We start from the raw sequence: 23,099 nt of genomic DNA, 5'->3' as shown, positions 1-23,099 counted from the left end.
AGCCTTCGCCCCGTGATCGAGGAACCGCGGTGACGACCCTGGACCGGGACGAGACGCGCGCCCCGGCGGCGCCGCCCCCGCCGGTCGTCGTCGGCCGCCCGCTGCCGCTGAAGGCCGCCGCGCCGATGGCCGTGGCCGCCGGGCTGGCCCTGCTGGTCGCGTTCCCCCCGTACGGGCTGTGGCCGCTCGCGCCCGTCGGGGTGGCGTTGCTGGCCGCCGCGGCGCACCGGCGCCGGTTGCGCGCCGGCGCCGGCCTGGGCTTCCTCACCGGGGTGGCCCTGTTCGCGCCGCTGCTGGCCTGGACGAACCTGCACACCGGCTACCTGCCGTGGGTGCTGCTGTCGCTGTTGCAGGCCGGCTACCTGGCGCTGCTCGGCGCCGCCACCGCCTGGGTGTCGCCGCTGGCCGACCGCAGCCGGTGGGCGTGGCCGGCGCTGACCGGGCTGCTCTGGGTGGGGCAGGAGGCGCTGCGCGACCGCACCCCGTTCGGGGGGTTCCCGTGGGGGCGCCTCGCGTTCAGCCAGGACTCCTCGCCGCTGCTGCGCCTGGCCGCGCTGGGCGGCGCGCCACTGGTCACCTTCGCGGTGGCCCTCATCGGTGGGCTGCTCGTCACCGCCGCGTGGCGGGGCTTCACCGCGCTCCGGGAGACAGCCCCGGGCGGCACGCCCGCGCGGCGCTGGCAGCCGGTGGCCGTACCGGCCGCCGCCGCCGTGGCGCTGGGCGCGGCGGGTCTGCTGGTGCCGGTCGCGTCCGCCGGATCGGGTGCCCCGGTGACCGTGGCGATCGTTCAGGGCAACGTGCCACGCCTGGGGTTGGACTTCAACGCCCAGCGGCAGGCGGTGCTGAACAACCACGTCGACGCCACCCTGGAGCTGGCCGCGCGGGTCGCCGCCGGCACGCAGCGCCAACCCGACCTGGTGGTGTGGCCGGAGAACTCCAGCGACATCGACCCGCTGCGCAACCCCACCGCCGGGGCCCGCATCGCCCAGGCCGCCGACACGATCCGCGCGCCCATCCTGGTCGGCGCGGTGCTGCTCGGCCCCGGCCCCGGCGAGGTCCGCAACGCGGGCATCCTGTGGCGGCCCGACACCGGCGCGGACCTGAGCCAGCTCTACACCAAGCGGCACCCCGTGCCGTTCGCCGAGTACGTGCCGCTGCGCGACGTCGCCCGGATGGTCAGCAAGCAGGTCGACCTGATCCGCAACGACTTCGTTCCCGGCAGCACCCCGGGCGTGGTACGCGCCGGCCCGGCGGTGCTCGGCGACGTGATCTGCTTCGAGGTCGCCTACGACGAGGTGGTCCGCGACACCGTCACCGGCGGCGCGCAACTGCTGGTGGTGCAGACCAACAACGCCACCTTCGACGTGGCCGAGGCCCGCCAGCAGCTGGCCATGGTGCGCCTGCGGGCGGTGGAGCACGGCCGTCCGGCGTTGATGGCCTCCACGGTCGGGGTGTCCGGGTTCGTCTCCCCCGATGGGCGGGTAAGCAACGCCACCGGGTTCAACACCCGGGAGGTCGTGGTGCGGGAGATGCGGCTCGACGACGGGCGCACCCTCGCCACCCGGCTCGGCTGGTGGCCGGAGTTGGCGCTCGCCGGGCTGGCCGCGGCCGCCCTGCTCGGCGCGGCGGTGCTGCGCCGACGGCAACGGGTCCTGGCCGGATAGCAACAGCCGGTACGCCGGCGGGAGCGGAGGCACCGTGATCCAGGCGACCGACACCATCCGACGTCCCGACGAGGTACCCGGCGTGGGCCGGGTGCTGGTGGTGATCCCCACCTACAACGAGGCCGACAACATCGCCGCGATCGTGGCCCGGGTCCGCCGGGCCGCCCCGGCGGTGCAGATCCTGATCGCCGACGACAACAGCCCCGACGGCACCGGCGCCATCGCCGACGCCCTCGCCGACTCCGACGCGCACGTGCAGGTCCTGCACCGCGAGGGCAAGCAGGGCCTCGGGGCGGCGTACCTGGCCGGGTTCGACTGGGCGCGCGAGCGCGGCTACCAGGCGGTGGTCGAGATGGACGCCGACGGCTCGCACGCCCCGGAGGACCTGCCGGCGCTGCTGCGGGCCGCCCTCGACGCGGACGTGGTGATCGGGTCGCGGTGGACCAACGGCGCGCGGGTGGTGAACTGGCCGCTGCGGCGGCTGCTGCTGTCGCGCTTCGGCAACCTGTACGCGCGCCTCGCGCTGGGCATGCCGGTCTCCGACGCGACCGGCGGCTACCGGGTGTACCGGGTCAGCGCGCTGGACGCCATCGACCTGGAGTCGGTGTGCTCACAGGGCTACTCGTTCCAGGTGGAGCTGTCCCGGCTCGCGCACCAGGCCGGGGTGCGGATCGTGGAGGTGCCGATCACCTTCGCCGAACGGGAGCGCGGGGACAGCAAGATGAGCCCGCGGATCGTTGCCGAGGCGCTGTGGCGGATCACCACGTGGGGGGTGCAGGACCGCCGGCAGGCGGTGCGTCGGGGCCTGCACGGCACCCCCACCGGTCAGGTGCGGTGGCCGTGAGCGCGGCCGTGTCATGCTGGATGGGCGGGACACGTTTCCGGTGTCGCGGGATGGCGATGAGGTGAGATGCGCCGAGGACTGAGGTTCGTACCGTTGGCCCTGTTGCTGGCGGTGGTGGTGGAGCTTGCGGTGTTCGTCCTGGTGGGGCGGGCGCTCGGGTTCGGTGCGGCGGTGCTGCTGGTGTTCGCGGCCTCGCTGCTCGGGCTGGCGCTGCTGCGCCGCGAGGGGATGCGCGCCTGGCGTGGCTTCCGCTCCGCCGCCTCGTCCGGGCAGCCGCCGGGGCGGCAGGTGACCGACGGGCTCGTCGGGTTGGGCGGTGCGCTGCTGCTGGCGGTGCCCGGTCTGGTCAGCGGGCTGGTGGGGTTGCTGCTGCTCGTGCCGCCGGTGCGGCGACTGGCCCGATCCGGGGTGCAACGCACCGCCGAGCGGCGGGTGTCGTCGATGGTCGCCGGTGACCTGTTCGGGCCGCGTACGGTGCGCGTGCGCCAAGGTGCGCCGCAACCGACACCGCGTCCGCAGACGGAGCAGCCGGTGGTGGTCGACGGCGGCCGGGCCATCGAGGGCGAGATCATCGAGCCCGGCCGCAACTGACCGCGCACGACAACACGACGGCGCCCTCGGGATTTTCCCGGGGGCGCCGTGTCGTGCGGGTTGCGGCTCAGGCGCGGCCGCGGCGGGTCCGAACCTCCTGGAGCCGTTCGGCGAGGATGTCCTCGAGCTCGGCGATCGAGCGCCGCTCCAGCAGCATGTCCCAGTGGGTACGCGGCGGCTTGGCCTTCTTCTGCTCCGGCTCGGTGCCGTCGACGAGTCGAGCGACGCTGCCGTCGAACTTGCACTCCCAGGTCGTCGGGACCTCGGCGTCGACGGCGAACGGCACCTCGAACTGGTGGCCCTTGGCGCAGAGGTACTCGCGGGTCTGGCGCGGCGCGAGCTCCGTGTTGCGGTCGGATTCATAGCTGACCGCGCCCAGGCGGCTTCCGCGCAGCATACGCTCGCCCATGATCGACTTCCCCTCGTTCGTGGTGCTGGTCTTCTGGGTGTAACGGTGGGTTCCCGTCGAGCCATTCCCGCCCGAGGGCGTGAGGCGTCCACGGGTGGGCCGGGACCAAGGGTAGCCGGCCGGGACGGTCACCCGGCCAGGTGATCCCCGGCCGGGTCGGAACGGTGGAGTGTTTCGGCCGCCACCGGGGATGTTAACCGCCCGAGTGCTGCGGAGGTTGCGATGGCCCATGACGTCCCGGTCGAGCGTCGCGCCCCCACCGGGCGGACGTTCTTCGGTCATCCCCGGGCACTGGCCACCCTCTTCCTCACCGAGATGTGGGAGCGGTTCAGCTTCTACGGCATGCGGGCGATCCTCGTGCTGTACCTCACGGCCGAGGCCGCCGACGACGGGCTGGGCCTGAGCGAGTCCGGCGCCAACGCCGTCTACGGCACGTACAACGCGATGGTGTACCTGATGGCGCTGCCCGGCGGCTGGGTGGCGGACCGCCTGATCGGGGCCCGGCGCAGCGTGCTGTGGGGCGGGGTGGTGATCGCCGCCGGGCACTACGTGATGGCGGTGCCCACGCGGTGGAGCGTCTTCGCCGGGATGACCCTCATCGTCCTGGGCACCGGCCTGCTGAAACCCAACATCTCCACCATGGTCGGCGCCCTGTACGACCGGGATTCGCCGCGCCGCGACGCCGGCTTCTCGATCTTCTACATGGGCATCAACCTGGGCGCGTTCATCGCCCCACTGATCACCGGCCTGCTCGGCGAGAAGATCAACTGGCATCTGGGATTCGCCGTCGCCGCGATCGGGATGACCTTCGGCGTGATCCAGTACGTGCTGGGCCGGCGCAACCTGGGCGACGCCGGTGACCGCCCCGCCGACCCGCTGCTCGGCGCCGACCGCCGCCGGGCGCTCACCCGCGCCGGCGTGCTGGTCGCGGTGCTCCTCGTGCTCGTCGCAGTACTCGCGCTGGCCGGGCTGTTCACCGTCAACACGGTCGTGAACGCGCTCACCGCCGTCACCGTGCTGGTCACCATCGGCTACTTCACCCGGATCATGACCGACCGGGAACTCAGCGCGACCGAACGCAGCCGGATGAAGGCGTACCTGTGGCTGTTCGTGTTCGCCGCCGCGTTCTGGCTGATCTACGACCAGGCCGGGTCGGTGCTGAACCTCTTCGCCGCCGAGCGCACCGACCGGGACGTGGCCGGCTTCACGTTCCCGGCGTCCTGGCTCCAGTCGGTCAACCCCATCCTGGTCATCATCGGCGCACCGCTGTTCGCGCTGCTCTGGCTGCGGGTGGGCAACCGGGTGTCCACGCCGGTGAAGTTCGCCGTCGGCCTGGTGCTCAACGGCCTGTCGTTCGTGCTGATGGCCGCCGCCGCGCAGGCCGCCGTCGGCGGTGACCTGGTGTCCCCGTGGTGGCTGGTGGCGGTCTTCGCCATCCAGGTCGCCGGTGAGCTGTCGCTGAGCCCGGTCGGCCTGTCCGCCACCACCAAGCTGGCGCCGGTGAAGTACGCCAGCCAGATGCTGGGGCTGTGGTTCCTCGCCACCGCCGTCGGCGACGCGATCGGTGGGCAGGTGGCGCGGCTCGCCGACACCTGGTCCGAGTCGACCTACTTCCTCACCTTCGGTCTGGCGTCGGTGGCGTTCGGCCTGGCCGCGGTGATGTTCGCCCGGCAGATCCGCGCCCTGATGGCCGGCATCCACTGACCGCCGCGTCAGCGGGTGCCGTCGTCGGGCGTGGCGGCGCCGAGCCGCGCCAACGCCAGGGCCAGGTCGCTGACCTGGTCGCCGAGCTGCGCCACCCGCCGCTGGGCCAGGTCACGGTCGGTCTCGGCGGCCTCCAGCCGTACCGTCAGGGCGGTGAGCCGGCCCTCGGCGGTGGCCGCGGCCTGCCGGGCGGCGGCCAGTTCGGCGGCGAGCGTGTCGCGCTGGGCGGCGGTGGCGGTCAGCTCCGCGCGTAGCCGCGCGGCCAGCTCGGCGGCCTCCTGCCGGGCGTTGTCGGCCCCGCGCGCGTCGGCCTGCGCGCGGTCGCGGGCCCGGTCGGCCTGCTCCCGGGCGCGGGCCGCGTCGGCGGCCTCCGTGCGGGTGCGGGCGGCGTCCGCGCGGGCCTGGTCGATCTGGCGCCGTACGTCCTGCACCTCGGCCTGCCACCGCCCGGCCCGCTCGGTCGCCTCGGCGGCGGCCCGGGTGGCCCGTTCGGCGTCCGCGCGCAGCGCGTCGCGCTCGACGGTCAGGTCGGCCACCCGCTGCCGCTCGGTGTCGCGGTCAGCGCGCAGGTCGCGCAGTTCGTGGCGGGCCTGATCGCGGTCCCGCTCGGCCTGGGCCCGCAGGGCCTCGGCGGCGCTGGCGTCGTGCCGGGCCTCGTCGCGGGCCGCCTCGGCGCGCTGGGCGCGCTCGTCGGCCGCGGTGGCCTGCTGAGCGGCCCGCTCGGCGCGCTGGCGGGCCCCCTCGGCGGCGGCCACCGCCTCGCGGGCCTGCTCGCGGGAGCGCGCCGCGTCGGCCACCGCGTCCTCGGCGTCACCGCGGGCCTCGTCGCGTTCGGTCTGCGCGGCCGCGATCTCGGTGGCGGCCTCGGCGCGGGCCTGGGCGAGCTGCCGCTGCACACCCACCGGGGACAGCTCGGCGTGCAGCGCCTCGGTCAACGTCTCGACGACCTGGTCGAGGCGGTCCACCGCCTCCCACGTGCGGGCCACCTGACCCGGCAGGCCGGGGGCGTTGCGGTGGCGCATCCGGCTGTTGCGGGAGGCGCGCTGGCAGGCGCCGTCGTTGTCTCGGCAGTAGCGGAACGGCCGGCCCGCGCCGACACGTTGCGGCACCGGCCGTCCACAGTGGGCACACGGACGGGTCTCGGCGGGGGCGGGCTGGGCGTCCATCGAGCGCGAAGTCTAGTGCCGGACGCCGGGCCGCGTCGCCGCGCCGTCAGCTGGCCGCGCGGGCGGTCGCGTCCAGGGTGTAGCGGCGTTGCAGCAGCAACGCCGCGAGCATCGCCACCGCGGGCAGTAGCCCGAAGCCCCAGCGGACCGCCGCGAGCGCCGCGTCCGGCTGGACCGGCGTGTCACCGGCCGTCGAGGCCACGAACCCGCCGACGGTCAGGCACAGGGCGTACGCGTACGGGCCCAGGGCCGCGCCGGTGGCCTCGGTGGCCGTCCACACCCCGGTGTAGGTGCCCGCGCCGGTCGTGCCGGCCGCGCGGATCACGTCGGGCAGCATCGAGAACGGCAGCAGCTGCATGCCGGCGAACGCCACCCCGAGCACCGCCACCGCCCCGATCAGCACCGGCAGGCCGGCCGGTCGGCCCACCGCCAGCACCAGCGAGCCGACCGCGAACGCGCCCTGCGCGCCGAGCAGCGCCCGCTGCTTGCCGATGCGCTGGGCCAGCACCAGCCAGGCCGGAGTGACCAGCAGCGCCGGCGCGACGAACGCCGCCACCAGCACCGTGGTCAGGCCGGGTGCGCGCAGCTCGTACTCGGCGTAGTAGGGCACCCCGGCCAGCACCAGATGGGTGGTGGTGGACATGGCCAGGTAGGCGGCGACCAGCCAGCGGAACTGCGCATCGCGCAGCGCGGTGCGCAGCGCCCGCCACCCGCCGTGCCCGGCGGGACCGGTGGCCGCCGCCGAGCCGCGCAGCCGGGCGATGCCGGCGACGCCCACCAGCATGGCGGCCAGCATCCCCACGGCCAGGACCACGCCCATCCGCTGGTAGCCGGCGCGGGTCGCGTCGTCGCCGCCGGTGAGCAGCGGGGCCAGCAGCCCGGAGACGAGGATGCCCAAGGTCAGCACGACCATCCGGAACGCCATCAGCCGGGTGCGTTCGTGATACCCGATCCGCAGATCGGCCGGGGTGGCCAGGTAGGGGACCTGGTAGGTGGCGAAGAGCAGGTTGCCGGCGACGAAGAACACCGCCACCCACGCGGCGGCCGGTGCGCCCGTCAGCCCGCCCGGCACCGCGAAAAGCGCGGCGAACGCGAGCGGCAGGGCGCAGCCGAGCAGCAGCAGCCGTCGCCGGTCGCCCCTGCGGGTCTGCTCGACGTCGGCGCGGTGCCCGACCCACGGGTGCAGCAGCACGTCGGCGACCTTCGGCAGCAGCAGCGCGAGGCCGGCCAGCCACGGCGCGACGGCCAGCACGTCGGTGAGGAAGTAGAGCAGCAGCAGGCCGGGCACGGTCACCCAGACACCCATGCCGAGCGAGCCGGCGGCGAAGCCGGCCAGCGGGCCTCGGGGCAGCATCGCTTCCGTGGCGGCAGCGGGCCGCCGGTCGAGCCCGGTCATCGCCGCATCCTCTCCGCAATCCAACGGTTGCTGGATTCTAGGGGCAGAATGGCGGCCATGACCATGCCCCGACGCCGTCCGGGTCGGCCCCGCCGCGACGAGAGCCGGCCGACCCGCGAGGTGGTGCTCACCGCGGCCACCGCGCTGTTCGCCGAGCGCGGCTTCGACGCCGTCGGGCTGCGGGAGGTCGCCGCCGCCGCCGGCGTCGACGTCGCCACGGTCGCCCACCACACGGGTACGAAGACCGCGCTCTACGACGCCTGCTTCGCCCGGGTCTTCGCCGCCGAGCGGGACGTGCTGACCGAGGCCGCCGCGCAGGCCCGCTCGGCTCTCGACGCGGGGCCGGACGCGGCGCGACGCGCCCTGCACGACCTGGTCGACGTGTTCGTCGACTTCCTGGAGGACCGCCCGGAGACCACCGCGCTGTGGCTGCGTCGCTGGCTGGAACCGCAGCGGCACGCCGAGCTCGACCAGCGCTACGCCGAGCCGCTGTACCGGTTGGTGGCGGAGCTGCTCACCGCCGCGGCGGCGACCGGCGCGCTGGTCGAACCGACCCCGCACATCACCGTACGGAGCCTGGTCTGGGCCGCGCACGGGCACGTGGTGGCGCTGGCCGCGGGTGCGCCGGGCGCCCGGGAGCGGCGCGAGTTCCGAGTGTTCGTGCACCGCCTCCTGCACGGCCTGTACGGACCGCCGGGCCCTTGACGGGCCGGCTGCTCACGACAATTATCCATCAGACGTTGGATTAAGTGGGGGCAGCGATGGGCGTACCACCCAGGGCGGCGGTGATCGGCGCCGGCGCGGCCGGGCTCGCCGCGGTCAAGGCACTGCTCGACGCCGGCGTGCCGACGGTCTGCTTCGAGGCCACCGACCAGGTCGGCGGCCTCTGGGTGTACGGGGCGCCGGACTCGCCCGCGTACCGGACGCTGCACCTGAACACCAGCCGCGGCCGCACCCAGTTCGCCGACCACCCGATGCCCACCGACTGGCCCGACTACCCCGACCACCGACGGATCGCCGGCTACCTCGCCGACTACGCCGACCGTTTCGGGCTACGGGACACCATCCGCCTGCGCCACACCGTCGAGCAGGTCACCCAGGATCCCGCCGGCACCTGGACCGTCCGAGCGAACGGACCGGACGGGCCGGTCGAGGTCACCGTCGAGGCCGTGGTCGTCGCCAACGGCCACAACCGGGCGCCCCGGCTGCCTGACCCGCCGTACCCCGGCACCTGCACCGCCGAGCAGCTGCACAGCCACGACTACCGGGGCCCGGAACAGCTGGCCGGCAAGCGGGTCCTGGTCGTCGGGGGCGGCAACTCCGCGATGGACATCGCGGTGGACGCCTCCTACGCGTCCACCCGCACCCTGCTGTCGCTGCGCCGGGGCGTCTGGGTGGTGCCGAAGTACCTGCTGGGCCGCCCCTCGGACACCCTCAACGGGGCGCTGGCCCGCCGGCTGCCGTGGCGACTGCGCCAACGCATCAGCCAGGCGATGCTCAGCACCACCGTCGGCGGTCCCGCCCGCTACGGGCTGCCCGCGCCGACCCACGGCTTCCTGCAGGACCACCCGACGCTCTCCGACGGGCTGCTGTCCCGGCTGACCCATGGCGACATCGAGGCCCGACCCGGCGTCGCCGCCCTGCACGGCGACCGGGTCGAGTTCACCGACGGCCGCGCCGACAGCGTCGATCTGGTCATCTGGTGCACCGGCTACCGGGTGGAGATCCCGTTCCTCGACCCGGCGTTGCTCAGCGGGGGCGCGGACACCCTGCCGCTGTACCGGCACGTGTTTCACCCCGACGCTCCCGGCCTGACCTTCGTGGGGCTGATGCAGTCCACCGGGTCGGCGTTCCCGCTGGTGGAGGCGCAGGCCAAGCTGATCGCGGCGCAGCTCGCCGGCCGGTACGCGCTACCGGACCCCGACCGGCAGCGGGCCGTCTGCCGGGCCGAGCTGCGGGCCGCGACCGCCCGCTGGGGCCAGCGCCGCCCGGCGATGCGGGTCGACTTCGACGCCTACCTGGCCGAGCTGACCCGGGAGCTGACCGCCGGCGCCCGCCGCCGCCCCCGCGCGGGCACGCCGGTCGGAGCGGGGCAGTGAGGGGCCGGACGGTGAGCGGGCTGACCGGCCGCCGGGTGCTGGTGACCGGGGCGAGCGGCACCTTCGGCCGTCACCTCGGCGCCGCGCTGACCGCCGCCGGCGCCCGGGTGGTGGGGCTCGACCTGCACGCGCGGCCCGACGACGAGCTGCCGGTGCTCGGCTGCGACCTGACCGACCCGGCCGCCGTGCCGCCGGCGGTGCAGGCCGCCGTCGACCGGCTCGGCGGCCTCGACCTGCTGATCAACAACGCCGGAGTCGGTGGCCCCGCCCCGGCCGAGCTGCCGCCGGACGAGGTGGTCCGCCGGCAGCTCGAGGTCAACCTGCTGGCGGCCTGGCGGACCACCGCCGCGGCGCTGCCCGCACTGCTCGCCGCGCGCGGACGGGTGATCTTCGTGTCGAGCAGGATGGCGGTGCTGCCGCTGCCGCTCGCCGCCGCGTACGGGGTCAGCAAACGGGCACTGGTCGCCTACGCCGACGCGCTGCGCCATGAGGTGGGCACCCACGTCGGGGTGAGCGTCGTCTACCCGAGCATGGTGGCCTCACCGATCCACGACAGCACCGCCGAGGCTGGCCTGTCCCTGCGGGGCGTGTCCCGTCCGGAGCCCGTCGAGGGCGTCGTCGCGGCGATCCTGCGCGCCGCCACCGCCCGACGGGCACCCCGGGACGTGGCCACCACCACGCGCGGGCGGCTGGAGATGGCCGTCGGCCGGCACGCGCCCGCGCTGGCCGACCGGCTGGTGCGTCGTACCCTCACCGCCCGGCTCGCCGCCGGCGACCTGGACGCCGCGCCGCTGGCCGCCGGGATGGTCCGCCGCCACCGGGGACAGTGAGCGTCGGATCAGGGTGTGGCGATCGCGGCGCGGGAGCGGTCGGTGGCGATCCGGACGGCCAGCGCGGCCAGCGCCGTGCCGGTCACCCACTGCTGCACCCGCAGCCAGACCGGCCGGCGGGCGAAGAATCCGGCCAGCGCGCCGGCGCTGAGCACGATCAGCGCGTTCACGCTCAGCGCGACGGCGATCTGGGTCAGGCCGAGCAGCAGGCTCTGCGCCGCCACGTCCCCCCGACCCGGATCGACGAACTGCGGCAGCAGCGAGACGTAGAGGATGGCGATCTTCGGGTTCAGCAGGTTGGTGACCAGACCCATGGTGAACAGCCGTCGCGCCCGGTCCGGCGGCAGCGGCGCGGGCGTGAACGGGGAGTGCCCACCCGGGCGCAGCGTCCGCCAGGCCAGCCAGAGCAGGTAACCGGCGCCGGCCAGCTTCACCACCGCGTACAGCGTCGGCACCAGGACGAAGACGGCGGCCAGGCCGGCGACCGCCGCGGCCAGGTAGACGCCGAACCCGGCGGCCACCCCGAGCAGCGAGACCATCCCGGCCCGGCGGCCCTGCGCCACCGAGCGGGAGACCAGGTAGACCATGTTCGGGCCGGGCGTGAGCACCAGCCCCAACGCCACCAGCGCGATACCCAGCAGCGCACCCGCACCCACCATGACGAACCCCCCCGTTCACTCCGACACCCGCACCGACCGTAGGCCGGGCGGCCATACCGGCCCAGGGCCACCTGCCAGGCCGTGGCCTGCTGCTGCGGAACCGGACGTCCCGACGGAAACCACCCCCCGCCGGGCGGCGACGGGAATGGCAGCCGGCCCGGGCGCGCTGACCCGTTGCGGTGCGCACCGCCGGCCGGAGGCGGCGCGTTACGGTGGCCAGGGAGGTGCCGCAGGGTGACCGAAGCGTGGGAAGCGGCCGTGGAGTCGCAGATCCGGAGCGCCGCACAACGCGGCGAGTTCGACAACCTGCCCGGCATGGGCAAGCCGATCCCCGGCCGCGGCGCGCCCTACGACGAATCGTGGTGGATCAAGAGCTTCCTGGAGCGCGAGGCGCTCCCCAGCGACCTGCTGCTGCCCACTCCGCTGCAACTGCGCCGGCGCATCGAGCAGGTTCCCGCCGAGGTCCGCGACCTGCCCACCGAACAGTCCGTGCGGGACTTCGTGGGTCAGCTGAACGCCCAGATCGTGACCTGGCTGCGTAACCCCGAGGGCCCCCGGGTGGTGGTGCGGCCGGTGAACGCCGACGAGGTTGTCCGCCGCTGGCGCGCGGAGCGCGCCTCCGCCGGATCCCGGACGTCCACCGACTCGCTGGCGCCCACCGGCGGGCCGGCGCCCGCCGTCGCACCGGTACGCCGGTCCTGGTGGGCGTGGCTGCCGTGGCGCCGCCGCCAGGCGACCTGATCCGCCCGGCGGCGGCGGTGAGCTGACCGGCCCCGGTCACTCGTTGTGCAGCACCTCCGCGATCGTCAGCCGCGCCGCCGACCGGGCCGGCAGGAGCGCGCCGAGGACGGTGATCGCGAGACCGGCGACGGCCAGCAACACGAGGCCGCCGGGCTGCCACACCTGAAGCATCGCCTTCGCGAGGCTCAGGTTCGCCGCATCCGCCGTGACGGGCACCACGACGCGGTGGGCGAGCACTCCCAGCGGTACGCCGAGCAGCCCGCCGACCACCCCCAGCGCCGCCATCGACGTCACCATCATCACGACCACCTGCCGGGGCGTCATCCCGATCGACTTGAGCATGCCCAGGTCCCGACGGCGGTCACGGGTGTTGAGCACCACGGTGTTGAAGACGCCGAGCGCCGCGACGAGCCCGAGCAGCAGCGTGAGCACCGTGGACAGCGCCACGACTGCCGTGGTGTACGAGTTCGAGCCGCTGTTGTCCCACGCGTCGAGCCCGGGATCGGCGGTGCGGATCGCGGCGAGGTACTGCCCGGTGTCGGTGCCCGGCGCCACGGCCAGCGCGTAGTACATCTCGTGCGGGAGGATCCGGTAGTCCGGCGCGAGGCGCTCGAACGTGTCCCAGCCGGCGACCAGCCTCGGCCAGCCGGGCGCGGTGGACATGATCTCACCGACGACGGTCACGGACCGCTGCCTGGCGCCGAATCGGATGGTGGCCCGATCACCGACGGACAGGCCGTGGTCGTGCAGGACGGTCGAGGGCGCGACGATCTCGTCCGGGCCGCGCAGCCAGCGCCCGGCGACGATCTGGTCCTGGAAGCCCATGGCCGGCACATCGCCCCGGACGAAGTAGACGGTGGCCGGCTCACGGTCCCCGACGATCGACACCTCCAGGTCCAGTCCGCCGGCCACCCGCGTCGTGCCCGGCACCGAGCGCAGCAGCTGCTCCACGTCCGGCACCGACCGCTGCGTCACCGGCTGATCCCCGTCCGGGCGCAACGGCCGTACCGCGATGGGGGTGTCGTTCAGATCGGTGAGATCGGAGTAGCGGCGCGCCGTCTCCGACATGCCTGTCGCGAACGTCACGGTGACCACACCGAGCACGACCGCCGCCATCGTCAGCGCCGTCCGGGCCGGGCGCGCGAACGGCAGGCCGAGGCCGAGGCTGACGGCGCGGGGCAGCCGGGTGCCGCCGAGCGCCCGCTGCACCCGCAGCGCGCGGCCGGGCCGCGGTGCGCTGCCCGCGCTGATCGCCTCCGCCGCCGACAGCCGGTACGCGCGCAGCGCCGGCACGAGCGCGGCCAGCAGGACGACCGCCGGTGCTCCCACCAGCGCGGCGACGTCGATCCACGGCGCGACGCCGACCTCGGCGCCGAAACCCAGCCCCAGGAACGCGGACCGCAGCAGCGGGCGGGCACCCAGATCGCCCAGCACCGTGCCGAGGACGCAGCCGACGACGGCCGGCACGGACACCATCGCGAGGTACACCGCCACGACCTGCCGTGGCGTGAACCCCATCGCCTTGAGAACGCCGATGTGCCGGTAGCCGGAGACCACCGCACCGCTGACGACGTTGCCGACGATGAGGACCGCCACGATCAGCCCCAGGACGCCGAAGGCGACGAGGAACGGCACGTACGCGCCAGGCCCGGCGGCGATGGCCTCCTTGACCACGAGGTGCGACTGGGCGGCGATCAGCGCGTCCGGCGGCAGCCCGGCCCGCAGCGCGGCGACGTGGCCGTCGACGTCGGTCGTGGTGCGGGCGTCGGCGAAGCGGTACAACATCTGGGTCGTCGTCGGGCGCAGCGCGGCGATCCGGTCCGGCGCCACCCAGGCGTCGGCGGTCCGGCTGATGCTGTAGGCCCGGCCAACCACGGTGAACGTCGTGCCGTCGGCCAGGGTGACCCGTTCGTCCTCGGGCCGGAACTGTGCCCGGTAGCCGGCGGCCGGCGGCGCCTCGTTCAGCACGATCTCACCCGGCCCGGTGGCCCAGCGCCCGTGCCAGACGTCCACGGTGTCGACCGGACCGCCCGGGTCGGCGCGTCCGACGACGGTGAGGGGGCGGCCCTGCAGGCGAGGTACGTTCCCGTCGCGGGACGTGTCGACGGTGGCCTGCCGGAACGGGCCGGCGACCGCCGTGACGTCCGGCCGGTGCTCGGCGAGCTGCGCGTGGGTGACAGCCGCCGCGTCGTACGTCGCGACGACGTGCGCGCCCCGGCGCTCCGCGAACGCCCGGTCGAACGGCGCCGACGAGGCGTCCAGCAGCGCCAGGGCGACCACGATGGACGCGGTGGAGAGCAGCACGACGAGGCCGATCACGAACGTCTGCAGCCGGCGGCGGCGTACCGCCGCGCGGGACGCCCGCCACACCGCGCTCATGCCTTCTCCAGGGTGCGCTCGCGGGCGATCCGACCGTCGGCGAGTTCCACCACGCGGCTCGCGCACCGGGTGGCGAGCCGCTCGTCGTGCGTGACGATCAGCAGCGTCTGCCCGATCTGGTTGAGGTCCAGCAGCAGGTCCATCACCTGCTCGCCGGCCCGACTGTCCAGCGCGCCGGTCGGCTCGTCGGCCAGCAGGAGCGCCGGCCGGTTCATCAGGGCCCGGGCGACCGCGACCCGCTGCCGCTCGCCGCCGCTCAGCGCTGCCGGGTACACGTTGCGCCGGTCGGCGATGCCCAACTCGTCGAGCAGTTCCAGGGCCCGCTCGCGCGCCGGTCCCGCCTTGCTGCCGGTCAGTTGGGCGGCGAGGGCGACGTTGTCCAGCGCCGGCAGGTCGTCGAGCAGGTTGAAGAACTGAAAAATCATGCCGATCCGGTGCCGGCGGAACAGCGCCAAGCCCGTCTCGTTCTTGCTTCCCAGGTCCTCGCCCTGGACGACGACCGTGCCGGTGGTGGGCCGGTCCAGCCCGGCGATCATGTTGAGCAGCGTCGACTTCCCGCAGCCGGACGGGCCCATCACGGCGACCGCCTCACCGGCCCGGACCGACAGCGACACGCCGTCGAGGGCGGTGGTGTCGCCGTACTCCTTGCGGACTCCGTCGAGCTGTACGACGGTCGCGTCTTTCGTCATGACAGGAAGCTACGGTCGGCGGCACCGGCCGGGCATCCCTCCCGGGATGCAACCCGCCGGGGTCGTCATCCGCGGGATGTACGGCGCTGGACATGGAGGATGATGCGGCACGCCACGGTGGTCTGCGAGGGTAACGGGGTGCGCACATCCGGGACGACGTGGCTGGCTGTCGCCCTCGTGCTGGTCTGCGCGGGCGCGGGATGGCTGTGGTTCGCGTTGGTTCGCGCGCGGCGGCTGCACCGGCGCGCTGTCGAGCGTCAGGGCTGGCTCCTGGAACGGGACCGGGAGGGGGTCGCCCGCGCCGCCGTCGACGTCGAACGCGCCCGGATCGCTCGCGAGCTGCACGACATCGTCAGCCACAACGTCAGCATCATGGTGGTGCAGACGGCCGCGGCGCGCGAGATCCTCACGACCATGCCGGGAGAGGCAGCCGCGGCCCTCGAAGCGGTCGAGGGCGCCGGGCGGGGTGCGATGACCGAGCTGCGACACCTGCTCGGCCTGCTCGCGCCGTCGGCCGACGGTCGGGAAGGCGCCGACGGTCCGGACGGTCGGGTGGGCGGTGGCACGCGGCTGGAGCCACAACCGAGCCTCAGCCGGCTCGGCGTGCTCGTCGATCGGATCGCGTTCGCCGGGCTGCCGGTGGAGGTGCGGATCTCCGGCGAGCCGCGTCCCCTGTTGCCGGGCATCGACGTGACCGCGTACCGGATCGTGCAGGAGGCGCTCACCAACGCGCTCAAGCACGGTGACGGCGGCAGGGCCGAGGTGACGATCCGGTACGCCGACCGTTCCCTGCGGGTCGAGGTGCTCAACGTCGGTCCGAGCGTCCTGGCCGGCACCGTGCCACGGGAGCGGCGTGGCGGTGACGGCGCCGGGCGCGGCCTGCTCGGGCTCCGGGGGCGGGTCGCGGTCTACGGTGGCGACCTCGACGCGCGCCGGCGCCTCGGCGGCGGCTACCGGGTCCGCGCGCGCATCCCGCTGGACCAGCCGTGACAGCACCCGAGACCACCGCCGCGCCCCGTGTCCTCATCGCCGACGACCAGGAGCTGATCCGCACCGGCTTCCGGCTGATCCTGACCGCGCGTGGCATCGACGTGGTCGGCGAGGCGTCCGACGGCGCCGAGGCGGTGGCCGCCGAACGCCGGCTGCGGCCCGACGTCGTGCTCATGGACATCCGGATGCCGGTCATGGACGGGTTGGAGGCCACCCGCCACATCCTGGCGCGGAGCCCGCATTGCCGGGTGCTCATGCTGACGACGTTCGACCTCGACCGGTACGTGTACACGGCACTCTCCCTCGGCGCGAGCGGCTTCCTGCTCAAGGACGTCACGGCCGAGCATCTCGCCAACGCTGTCCGGCTCGTCGACACCGGCGACGCGCTGCTCGCCCCATCTATCACGCGGCGGCTCGTGGAGCGTTTCGCCGCCGCCGAGCGGCGCCCGACCGAAGAGCCGGGACGCCGCCGCGAACTCGACGCGCTGACGCCCCGCGAACGTGAGGTGCTCACCCTGCTCGGCCGGGGTCTGTCCAACACCGAGCTGGCGCGGGTCCTGACCCTGAGCGAGGCGACGGTGAAAACGCACGTCGCCCGCATCTTCGCCAAGCTGTCGCTGCGCGACCGGGCGCAGGCGGTGGTCGTGGCCTACGAGGCGGGCCTGGTCACCCCTGGCGGGACATAGGCGTGCAGGCAGAATGTGCCCATGTCGATCGAGCTGCGAGCGGTGGCCACCCCGTCGGCACCGGGCCTGGTCCTGCGGCCCTGGCGTGACGACGACCTGGAAGCGCTGCTGGAGGCGTACCGGGATCCGGTGCTGCACCGGTGGACGCAACACCCGTTGACCACCCCGGACGAGGGGCGTCAGTGGCTGGAGAAGGTACGGCAGGACTGGGACGACGGCCGGCGGTTCACCTTCGCCGTGCTGGAGGACGCCGCGGACGGTCCACTGCTCGTGGCGTGCGTGGTGCTCAAGCGGGTCGCGCCCGGGCGCCCGGCGGCCGAGGTCGGGTACTGGACGGCGGCGTGGGCGCGCGGTCGGGGCGTCGCCCCGCGCGCGGTCACCGCGCTCAGCCGCTGGGCGTTCGCGCAGTTCACCGGGCTGGAGCGCCTCGACCTGCTGCACCAGGTGGACAACCCGGCCTCCTGTCGGGTGGCGGAGAAGAGCGGGTACGTCTTCCAGGAGGTGCTGCCCGCGTACCCGCCGTTCCCGCGCGACGGCCACCGGCACGCGCTCACCGCCCCCTCGATCGGCTGAGGGCCGGTCAGTCCAGCGCGGCGCGCCAGGTCCACGAGGTGCGCCGTGCCCGGCCGGGCAGCTCACCGCGCCCGGTCAGCCACAGCAGCACCTCGGGCGCCGCGCCGGGCGGGGCGTCCGGGAACAGTCGTCGCAGCACCCGTGCGCTCAGCCGGTGCGGCGGCTGCCACGGCACGCCGAGGCCGAGGGTGATGTCGTGGGTGTGCAGCAGGGTCTCCGCCACCCCCATCGCGGCGAAGCCGGCCGGGTCGCACGGGCCGAAGTGCCAGGCCCGGGTCTCCGGCGGCGCCGTGTCGACCGCGGCGGCGAGCAGCCCGGCGCACGCCCGGACCACCGTGAGGACCTGCGCCGGCGTCGCGGTGGGGGAGACCCGCAGGTCGTACGGCAGGTAGGCGTCGTCCGGTCGGCCGGTGACCTGACCGGCGTATGCGAGCAGGTCGTGCGCGACGTGCGCGGCGGTGGTCCAGCAGCTCCAGCGCAACGTGCCGGCGGGCACCGCCCAGTCGTGGTCCCGGTGCGGGTCCAGGACCCGGGTCATCTCCTCGCCCGCGTCGCGCACGTCGGCGCCATCCATTGCTGGCATCCGTCGACCCTCGCAGTGCCCGCCGGCCTCCGCAACGCGATTCGACGCGAGGCCGTCCGTTCGCTTCGGGGCCGGCCGCCGCCAGTGCGTCCGGCCCCGGGCGAGCGGCTCAGGTGCGTGCGGGTGACCATCCGTCGGTGACGAGCCGGGAGGCATCGGCGCCCTCGCCGCGGAAGAGCACGCCGTACCGGTCCGTCGCGGCGATCCGGTCGACGTAGACGCCACGCCCCTGGCCCGAGCCGTCGGTGCTGCTGCTCCACCTCAGGTGCGTGGCCTGGTCGGGCAGCTCCACGGAGACCTGCCACCACACCCGGCCTCCGTAGCCGGTGACCGTGCCGTCGGCGCTCCACCGCCGGCCGGCCTCGCGCAGCTGCATGGTCGCCGGCGCCCAGGTCTGCCCACCGTCGGTGGAGACCTCGAATCGTGCGCTGTCGTAGCGGGGTTCGGTGTCGTACCAGAGCAGAAAACTCGCCGTGGCGCCCCGCGCGGGCCGGCGCAGCGGCGCCGTGAGCGTGCTCGTCGCGGAGTCACGTGGATCGGCTCGCCAGGCGCTGGCCGAGCGCGGCCGCACCGGCATCGCTTCGGCGAGGTCCCGCGCCACGGCGCGTCGGGCCACGTTGTTGCTGCCCCAGCCACGGTCAGGGTGCACCCGGTTGCTGAGCATGACGACGAACGAGTGCGACAGCGGGTCGATGACGATCGACGTCCCGGTGAAGCCCGTGTGCCCGAAGGCCACCGGCGAGGAGAGCCCCATCATGTACCAGTGCTTGTTCAGCTCGAAGCCGAGGCCGCGGTCGCTCTCCGGGTAGGCCGACTCCAGCGGCGCGTTGTAGTTGACCAGCATCGCGCGCACCGTCTCCGAGCGCAGGATCCGCCGGCCGCGGTACTCGCCGCCGTTGAGCAGTGACTGGCAGAGCACGGCCAGGTCGGCGGCGGTGGAGAAGACCCCCGCGTGCCCGGCCACCCCACCGAGCGACCAGGCGTTCTCGTCGTGCACCTCGCCCCAGACCATGCCGCGCCCGGCGTACGGCTGGTATTCGGTCGCGGCGATCCGCGACCGCCGCTCCGGGCCGGGGTTGTAGCCGGTGTCGGTCATGCCCAGCGGCCCGGTCACGCCGTCGCGGACCAGGTCGGCCAGCGGCCGGCCGGTGACCCGTTCCAGCAGCACGCCCAGCGCGATCAGCCCGAGGTCGGAGTAGACGTACTGGGAGCCGGGTGTGGCACCGGCCGCCAGTGGCGTGGCGAGGGCGGCGGCGAACCGCTCGGCCGGCGTCGGGTACCTGCTCCACAGTGGCACGAACGCGGGCAGACCCGACGTGTGGGTGAGCAGCATCCGGACGGTGACCGTCGCCTTGCCGCCAGCGGCGAACTCCGGGACGTACCGGGCGACCGGCGCGTCCAGCTCCACCCGACGCCGCTCCACCTGCTGCATGGCGACGATCGTGGTGAACAGCTTCGACACCGACGCCAGGTCGAAGATGGTGTCCGGCCGGGTCGCGATCTGCTGGTCGGCGGGGAGTTCCACGCCGACCAGGCCGGGCGGTGGCCCGACGGCGGAGTAGCGCACCGCGCTGCCGACGGCGGCGTGCTGAACGATCACGCCGTCCTTGGCGGCCAGGACCACCGCGCCGGCGTACGCCGGGTAGCCGGGATGGTCCGGCGTCGGCTGGAGATACGCGGCCAGGTCGGCGGGGAGGCGGTCCACGTGCTCCGGGAGCAGGCCGACCTGGCGGGCGTCGCCACGGCGCAGCGTGTCGTGCCGGAACTGGATGTCGGCGGGGGTGACGGTCGGCGGACCGGCCGGGGGCGACGCTGCCACCGGGCTGGCTGGCAGCGTCGTGCCCACGACCGCCAGGGCCAGGCCGATCGCGAGTGAGCGGAGCGGACGACGGGTCGACCTGGTCATGACCGCACTCCTCAGTAGAGCAGGTAGGGCCGGCGTTGCCGGTTGAAGGTGGCCAGCTCGTCGGCCCAGGCGCCGACGACGTCGTCCACGTCGGCTCCGGCGTCGATCTGGGTCCGCAGCCGGGGCGAGCCGGTGAGCTTGTCGATCCAGTACGGGCGTGCGGTGTCCCACGAGTCCTGCCGCCAGGCGAACGCCGGGTACTTGTGCGCCTCCACCAGCATCGCCACCCCGGTGCGGATCGGGTCGTACGCCGCCGGGTCGACGACCTTGACCTCCACGCCGGCGCAGAGCTTGTTGAGCAGCGCCGGCTTCTGCCCGGCGGAGGTCGGCGAGAAGTACGCCTCGCGGAACTCGACTCCGGGCAGGTTCCGGGCGTTGAGCCGGTCACCCCAGTGGTGGTCGAAGTCGGTCGCCAGCCCGCCGATCAGCTCGAACGGGCGGCACGTGCCGCGCCCCTCAGTGATCGACGCGACGCCCTCGAACAGGCCGGTGCCCGGGTAGACGAGCGCGGTGTCCGGGGTGGGCATGTTCGGGCTGGGCATCACCCACGGCACGCCCGTGTCGGCGGCGAGGTCGTCGCGCTTCCAGTGCCGGCACCGCACCACGTGCAGGTCGACCGGTCGCCCCGCCTCGGCCGGTAGGAAGGTGGCGTTGAAGTACCGGGCGAGCTCGCCGACGGTCATCCCGTGCTGCTGGATGATCTCCTTCAGACCCACCCCCGAGGTGTACGGCGAGGTCATCAGCGGCCCGTAGGCCCGCCCGCCGATCGGGTTGGGTCGGTCCAGTACGACGTAGCGTCTGCCGACCCGGGCCGCGGCGACCATCGAGGTGTACATCGTCCAGATGTAGGTGTAGAAGCGGACCCCGACGTCCTGGATGTCGAAGACGACCGTGTCCACCCCCGCCTCGGTGAACATGGCTTCCCACCGGGCCTGCGAGGCGCCGTACGCGTCGTAGACCGGGATTCCGGTGCGCGCGTCGACGCCGGTGCCCTCGCTGCCGCCGGCCTGCGCGGAGCCGCGGAAGCCGTGCTCGGGGCCGAACGCCGCGACCAGCTGCACTCGACCGGAGCCGTGCATCAGGTCGACGAGGTGCCGGTAGGCCGAGTCGACACCGGTCGGGTTGGAGACGACCCCCACCCGCTGGCCGGCGAGCTCGGCGAACCTGGAGGACACCAGCTCGTCCAGGCCGGTGCGGACCCGCCGGCCACCGGGGCTGGCGGCCGCGGGCGTCACGGCCGCGCCGACGCCGAGCGCTCCCGCGCCCAGTGCGCCCGTGCCGACCAGGAAATTCCTCCGCTGCATTGGTTGCCTCCTACCAGCTCAGGCCGTGGCCGTAGGGATAGAGCACGGAGCCCGCGCCCTCGGCCGTGGGGATCGTGACGGGCAGCCGCCCGCTCGGGGACAGCTCGCCGTGCAGCGCGCGGACGAGCGCGTCCATCGCCGCCCGGGTGTACGAGTAGGTCGCCAGGTAGGTGGTCACGCCCGGCAGGTACGCGATGTCGTAGGGATCGCGGACCGCCACGACGACCACCGGTTTGCCGGTGCCGACCAGCGCCGCGACGAGGCGCTGCTGGGTGGCGCGCGGGTCGGTGACCGTGGTGTCCCACGCCTTGTTCACCAGCACGACGGTGAGGTCGTGCTCGGCGGCCTGGGCGGCCGTCGCGGCGATCACCGCGTCCGAGGGCAGCGTCGCCGGTCGGGCGGTGGCTCGGGCGCCACGGGCCGTGAAGCCGGCGGCGACCGTCGCGACCGGGGCGAAGGCGGCGCTGTCCCAGCCGGTGACCAGGACCGACCGGTCGGCGCGGGGCAGTGGCAGCAGGCTGGCGTCGTTGCGGACGGCGGTGAGCGTCGGGTCGGTGACCCGGGTGACGGCGGCGAGGTGCTCCGGTGCGCCGACCGTCCGTACCGCCCGCTCGACGTCGACCAGCGGCGAGCGGGCCAGTCCCTGGCGGTACTTCATGCCGAGGATGCGCCGGACCGACTCGTCGATCCGCCGCTCGGTGAGCTCGCCGGTGGCGACGGCGCGCAGCACCGCGTCCCGGGCCAGCGCGAGGTCCGGTGGCATCAGGAGCTGGTCGGCGCCGGCCTTGAGGGCCAGTACGGGCACCCGCTCGTCGCCGTACTTTGCCCGCACGCCGGCCATGTTGAGCGCGTCGGTGACGATGACGCCCCGGAAGCCGAGTTCACCGCGCAGCACGCCGGTGAGGATCGTCGGCGACAACGTCGCCGGGTCGCCGGAGGGGTCGAGCGCGGGAACCACGATGTGCGCGGTCATGATCGATTCGACGCCGGCGCTGATCGCCCGCCGGAACGGTGGCGCGTCGACGCGGTCCCACTCGGCGCGGCTGTGGTTGATCACCGGGAGGCCGGTGTGGCTGTCGGTGGCCGTGTCGCCGTGCCCGGGGAAGTGCTTCGCCACGGCGGTCACCCGGGCGTCGTGCTGGAAGCCGGTGAACTGGGCGGCGGTGAGGTCGGCCACCAGGCGGGGGTCGGCGCCGAAGGACCGGACGCCGATCACCGGGTTGCCCGCGTTGACGTTGACGTCGGCGATCGGCGCGTACGGCTGGCGGATGCCGACGGCACGCAGCTCTCGCCCGGTGACGTCCGCCGCCGTCCGGGCGAGCCCGGGTGAGCGTGCCGCGCCCAGGGCCATCGCCCCCGGGAACTGGGCGGCGGGGGAGGGCATCCGCAGGACGGTGCCCTGCTCCTGGTCGGTGGAGACGAGCAGGGGCACCCGGCCCTTCGCGCCGTCGCTGAGGGCGGCCCGCTGGAGTCCGTTGGAGAGGGTGGCGATCTGGCGGGGACTGTCCAGGTTGTGCGACCAGGAGAAGTAGCAGACGCCGCCGAGGTGGTACCGCTGGATCACCTCGGCCGGCGTCTCCACGCCGAACGCGGCGAGGTTCGCGGCCCGGTCGGCGGCCGTCGGTTCGGTGGCGTCACCACCGTAGACGTAGGTGGAGAAAAGCTGGCCCACCTTCTGTTCCAGGCTCATGTGCCGCAGCGTCGATGTGACCCAGCCGTGCTCGGCCGACGGGGGGTGGGCCGAGGTGGCTGCCTGGGCGGGGATGGGGGCGAGGGTGGCCGCCAGTGTGGCCACCCAGGCGGTCGCGGTAACGAGTCGGGTCTGCATAGACGCCTCTCAGTCCGGGTGACTGAAACTTAGCTACGCCATGACCGCCAGTCAAGAA

General features: G+C 74.3%; 21 protein-coding genes. 11 read left to right on the top strand and 10 right to left on the bottom strand.

The window, feature by feature from the left end:
* Positions 1 to 29 precede the first annotated feature (29 nt).
* The 3 genes from lnt to ACFYPS_RS04290 all read left to right on the top strand — a co-directional run bounded on the left by lnt (position 30) and on the right by ACFYPS_RS04290 (position 3,099).
* Complete coding sequence (gene lnt, locus ACFYPS_RS04300; protein WP_387322667.1) at positions 30 to 1,664, top strand: apolipoprotein N-acyltransferase; 1,635 nt, start codon at positions 30 to 32, stop codon at positions 1,662 to 1,664.
* Positions 1,665 to 1,698: 34 nt separating this feature from the next.
* The gene (locus ACFYPS_RS04295; protein WP_354965285.1) at positions 1,699 to 2,508 is read left to right on the top strand and encodes a polyprenol monophosphomannose synthase; all 810 of its coding nucleotides are present in this window, start codon (positions 1,699 to 1,701) and stop codon (positions 2,506 to 2,508) included.
* A 66-nt stretch (positions 2,509 to 2,574) separates the two neighbouring features.
* The gene (locus ACFYPS_RS04290; RefSeq protein WP_354965284.1) at positions 2,575 to 3,099 is read left to right on the top strand and encodes an FxsA family protein; all 525 of its coding nucleotides are present in this window, start codon (positions 2,575 to 2,577) and stop codon (positions 3,097 to 3,099) included.
* 67 nt (positions 3,100 to 3,166) lie between these two features.
* Here the strand turns inward: ACFYPS_RS04290 and ACFYPS_RS04285 are convergent, their stop codons facing one another.
* A complete protein-coding gene (locus ACFYPS_RS04285; protein ID WP_007070998.1) occupies positions 3,167 to 3,508 on the bottom strand; it encodes an RNA polymerase-binding protein RbpA in 342 nt (113 codons plus the stop codon).
* A 222-nt stretch (positions 3,509 to 3,730) separates the two neighbouring features.
* Between ACFYPS_RS04285 and ACFYPS_RS04280 the strand changes: the two genes are divergently transcribed.
* Positions 3,731 to 5,212: a peptide MFS transporter gene (locus ACFYPS_RS04280; protein ID WP_387322664.1), complete on the top strand. Its 1,482-nt coding sequence runs from the start codon at positions 3,731 to 3,733 to the stop codon at positions 5,210 to 5,212.
* Positions 5,213 to 5,220: 8 nt separating this feature from the next.
* On the opposite strand, the gene ACFYPS_RS04275 is transcribed toward ACFYPS_RS04280, so the two are convergent.
* Together ACFYPS_RS04275 and ACFYPS_RS04270 are read right to left on the bottom strand one after the other, a co-directional pair.
* The gene (locus tag ACFYPS_RS04275) at positions 5,221 to 6,378 is read right to left on the bottom strand and encodes a hypothetical protein (RefSeq protein WP_387322662.1); all 1,158 of its coding nucleotides are present in this window, start codon (positions 6,376 to 6,378) and stop codon (positions 5,221 to 5,223) included.
* Positions 6,379 to 6,424: 46 nt separating this feature from the next.
* Positions 6,425 to 7,774 (bottom strand): MFS transporter, encoded by a 1,350-nt coding sequence (locus ACFYPS_RS04270; protein WP_387322660.1) that lies wholly within the window; start codon positions 7,772 to 7,774, stop codon positions 6,425 to 6,427.
* 57 nt (positions 7,775 to 7,831) lie between these two features.
* Here ACFYPS_RS04270 and ACFYPS_RS04265 point away from each other — a divergent pair, with 57 nt between their 5' ends.
* The 3 genes from ACFYPS_RS04265 to ACFYPS_RS04255 are packed head-to-tail and all read left to right on the top strand — an operon-like array spanning position 7,832 to position 10,703.
* Positions 7,832 to 8,479 (top strand): TetR/AcrR family transcriptional regulator, encoded by a 648-nt coding sequence (locus ACFYPS_RS04265; RefSeq protein ID WP_354965280.1) that lies wholly within the window; start codon positions 7,832 to 7,834, stop codon positions 8,477 to 8,479.
* A 56-nt stretch (positions 8,480 to 8,535) separates the two neighbouring features.
* Positions 8,536 to 9,873 (top strand): flavin-containing monooxygenase, encoded by a 1,338-nt coding sequence (locus ACFYPS_RS04260; protein ID WP_387322658.1) that lies wholly within the window; start codon positions 8,536 to 8,538, stop codon positions 9,871 to 9,873.
* Positions 9,874 to 9,884: 11 nt separating this feature from the next.
* Positions 9,885 to 10,703, top strand: a complete 819-nt coding sequence (locus ACFYPS_RS04255) for an SDR family NAD(P)-dependent oxidoreductase (RefSeq protein ID WP_387322657.1) — start codon at positions 9,885 to 9,887, stop codon at positions 10,701 to 10,703.
* 8 nt (positions 10,704 to 10,711) lie between these two features.
* Here ACFYPS_RS04255 and ACFYPS_RS04250 read toward each other — a convergent pair whose 3' ends face one another.
* On the bottom strand, positions 10,712 to 11,362 hold the full coding sequence (locus ACFYPS_RS04250) for a LysE family translocator (RefSeq protein WP_387322655.1): 651 nt from the start codon (positions 11,360 to 11,362) through the stop codon (positions 10,712 to 10,714).
* Positions 11,363 to 11,596: 234 nt separating this feature from the next.
* Here ACFYPS_RS04250 and ACFYPS_RS04245 point away from each other — a divergent pair, with 234 nt between their 5' ends.
* The gene (locus ACFYPS_RS04245; protein WP_387322653.1) at positions 11,597 to 12,103 is read left to right on the top strand and encodes a DUF1992 domain-containing protein; all 507 of its coding nucleotides are present in this window, start codon (positions 11,597 to 11,599) and stop codon (positions 12,101 to 12,103) included.
* 36 nt (positions 12,104 to 12,139) lie between these two features.
* Here the strand turns inward: ACFYPS_RS04245 and ACFYPS_RS04240 are convergent, their stop codons facing one another.
* Both ACFYPS_RS04240 and ACFYPS_RS04235 read right to left on the bottom strand, forming a co-directional pair.
* Positions 12,140 to 14,482 (bottom strand): FtsX-like permease family protein, encoded by a 2,343-nt coding sequence (locus ACFYPS_RS04240; protein WP_387322651.1) that lies wholly within the window; start codon positions 14,480 to 14,482, stop codon positions 12,140 to 12,142.
* Positions 14,479 to 15,171 (bottom strand): ABC transporter ATP-binding protein, encoded by a 693-nt coding sequence (locus ACFYPS_RS04235; RefSeq protein ID WP_387322649.1) that lies wholly within the window; start codon positions 15,169 to 15,171, stop codon positions 14,479 to 14,481. Before ACFYPS_RS04235 ends, ACFYPS_RS04240 begins: the two co-directional genes overlap by 4 nt.
* 102 nt (positions 15,172 to 15,273) lie before the next feature.
* Here ACFYPS_RS04235 and ACFYPS_RS04230 point away from each other — a divergent pair, with 102 nt between their 5' ends.
* The 3 genes from ACFYPS_RS04230 to ACFYPS_RS04220 are packed head-to-tail and all read left to right on the top strand — an operon-like array spanning position 15,274 to position 17,420.
* Positions 15,274 to 16,161: a sensor histidine kinase gene (locus ACFYPS_RS04230; RefSeq protein ID WP_387322647.1), complete on the top strand. Its 888-nt coding sequence runs from the start codon at positions 15,274 to 15,276 to the stop codon at positions 16,159 to 16,161.
* Positions 16,158 to 16,847 carry a response regulator gene (locus ACFYPS_RS04225; RefSeq protein WP_387322645.1) on the top strand — a complete coding sequence of 230 codons (690 nt, stop codon included), beginning with the start codon at positions 16,158 to 16,160 and terminating at the stop codon, positions 16,845 to 16,847. Before ACFYPS_RS04230 ends, ACFYPS_RS04225 begins: the two co-directional genes overlap by 4 nt.
* 21 nt (positions 16,848 to 16,868) lie before the next feature.
* A complete protein-coding gene (locus ACFYPS_RS04220; RefSeq protein ID WP_387322643.1) occupies positions 16,869 to 17,420 on the top strand; it encodes a GNAT family N-acetyltransferase in 552 nt (183 codons plus the stop codon).
* Positions 17,421 to 17,427: 7 nt separating this feature from the next.
* Here the strand turns inward: ACFYPS_RS04220 and ACFYPS_RS04215 are convergent, their stop codons facing one another.
* The 4 genes from ACFYPS_RS04215 to ACFYPS_RS04200 all read right to left on the bottom strand — a co-directional run bounded on the left by ACFYPS_RS04215 (position 17,428) and on the right by ACFYPS_RS04200 (position 23,041).
* Positions 17,428 to 17,994, bottom strand: a complete 567-nt coding sequence (locus ACFYPS_RS04215) for a maleylpyruvate isomerase N-terminal domain-containing protein (protein ID WP_387322827.1) — start codon at positions 17,992 to 17,994, stop codon at positions 17,428 to 17,430.
* A gap of 118 nt (positions 17,995 to 18,112) precedes the next feature.
* A complete protein-coding gene (locus ACFYPS_RS04210; RefSeq protein WP_354965271.1) occupies positions 18,113 to 19,909 on the bottom strand; it encodes a serine hydrolase in 1,797 nt (598 codons plus the stop codon).
* An 11-nt stretch (positions 19,910 to 19,920) separates the two neighbouring features.
* Positions 19,921 to 21,213, bottom strand: coding sequence for an exo-beta-N-acetylmuramidase NamZ domain-containing protein (locus tag ACFYPS_RS04205; RefSeq protein WP_387322641.1), 1,293 nt, complete (start codon positions 21,211 to 21,213; stop codon positions 19,921 to 19,923).
* Positions 21,214 to 21,223: 10 nt separating this feature from the next.
* Positions 21,224 to 23,041 (bottom strand): glycoside hydrolase family 3 protein, encoded by a 1,818-nt coding sequence (locus ACFYPS_RS04200; protein WP_387322639.1) that lies wholly within the window; start codon positions 23,039 to 23,041, stop codon positions 21,224 to 21,226.
* Between the last annotated feature and the right edge of the window lie 58 nt (positions 23,042 to 23,099).

It is taken from the genome of Micromonospora sp. NPDC005087 (genome assembly GCF_042872965.1).
Taxonomy (GTDB): Bacteria; Actinomycetota; Actinomycetes; order Mycobacteriales; family Micromonosporaceae; genus Micromonospora.
This window is presented reverse-complemented; position numbering and strand designations above follow the sequence as displayed.

Excerpts from the sequence above, each read along its gene's own strand:
- ACFYPS_RS04250 (WP_387322655.1), bottom strand. The coding sequence starts at position 11,362 with ATGGTGGGTGCGGGTGCGCTGCTGGGTATCGCGCTGGTGGCGTTGGGG.
- ACFYPS_RS04280 (WP_387322664.1), top strand. The coding sequence starts at position 3,731 with ATGGCCCATGACGTCCCGGTCGAGCGTCGCGCCCCCACCGGGCGGACG.
- ACFYPS_RS04240 (WP_387322651.1), bottom strand. The coding sequence starts at position 14,482 with ATGAGCGCGGTGTGGCGGGCGTCCCGCGCGGCGGTACGCCGCCGCCGG.
- ACFYPS_RS04285 (WP_007070998.1), bottom strand. The coding sequence starts at position 3,508 with ATGGGCGAGCGTATGCTGCGCGGAAGCCGCCTGGGCGCGGTCAGCTAT.
- ACFYPS_RS04220 (WP_387322643.1), top strand. The coding sequence starts at position 16,869 with ATGTCGATCGAGCTGCGAGCGGTGGCCACCCCGTCGGCACCGGGCCTG.
- ACFYPS_RS04230 (WP_387322647.1), top strand. The coding sequence starts at position 15,274 with ATGCGGCACGCCACGGTGGTCTGCGAGGGTAACGGGGTGCGCACATCC.
- ACFYPS_RS04200 (WP_387322639.1), bottom strand. The coding sequence starts at position 23,041 with ATGCAGACCCGACTCGTTACCGCGACCGCCTGGGTGGCCACACTGGCG.
- ACFYPS_RS04205 (WP_387322641.1), bottom strand. The coding sequence starts at position 21,213 with ATGCAGCGGAGGAATTTCCTGGTCGGCACGGGCGCACTGGGCGCGGGA.
- ACFYPS_RS04215 (WP_387322827.1), bottom strand. The coding sequence starts at position 17,994 with ATGGATGGCGCCGACGTGCGCGACGCGGGCGAGGAGATGACCCGGGTC.
- ACFYPS_RS04265 (WP_354965280.1), top strand. The coding sequence starts at position 7,832 with ATGACCATGCCCCGACGCCGTCCGGGTCGGCCCCGCCGCGACGAGAGC.
- ACFYPS_RS04210 (WP_354965271.1), bottom strand. The coding sequence starts at position 19,909 with ATGACCAGGTCGACCCGTCGTCCGCTCCGCTCACTCGCGATCGGCCTG.
- ACFYPS_RS04235 (WP_387322649.1), bottom strand. The coding sequence starts at position 15,171 with ATGACGAAAGACGCGACCGTCGTACAGCTCGACGGAGTCCGCAAGGAG.
- ACFYPS_RS04260 (WP_387322658.1), top strand. The coding sequence starts at position 8,536 with ATGGGCGTACCACCCAGGGCGGCGGTGATCGGCGCCGGCGCGGCCGGG.
- ACFYPS_RS04290 (WP_354965284.1), top strand. The coding sequence starts at position 2,575 with ATGCGCCGAGGACTGAGGTTCGTACCGTTGGCCCTGTTGCTGGCGGTG.
- ACFYPS_RS04270 (WP_387322660.1), bottom strand. The coding sequence starts at position 7,774 with ATGACCGGGCTCGACCGGCGGCCCGCTGCCGCCACGGAAGCGATGCTG.
- ACFYPS_RS04275 (WP_387322662.1), bottom strand. The coding sequence starts at position 6,378 with ATGGACGCCCAGCCCGCCCCCGCCGAGACCCGTCCGTGTGCCCACTGT.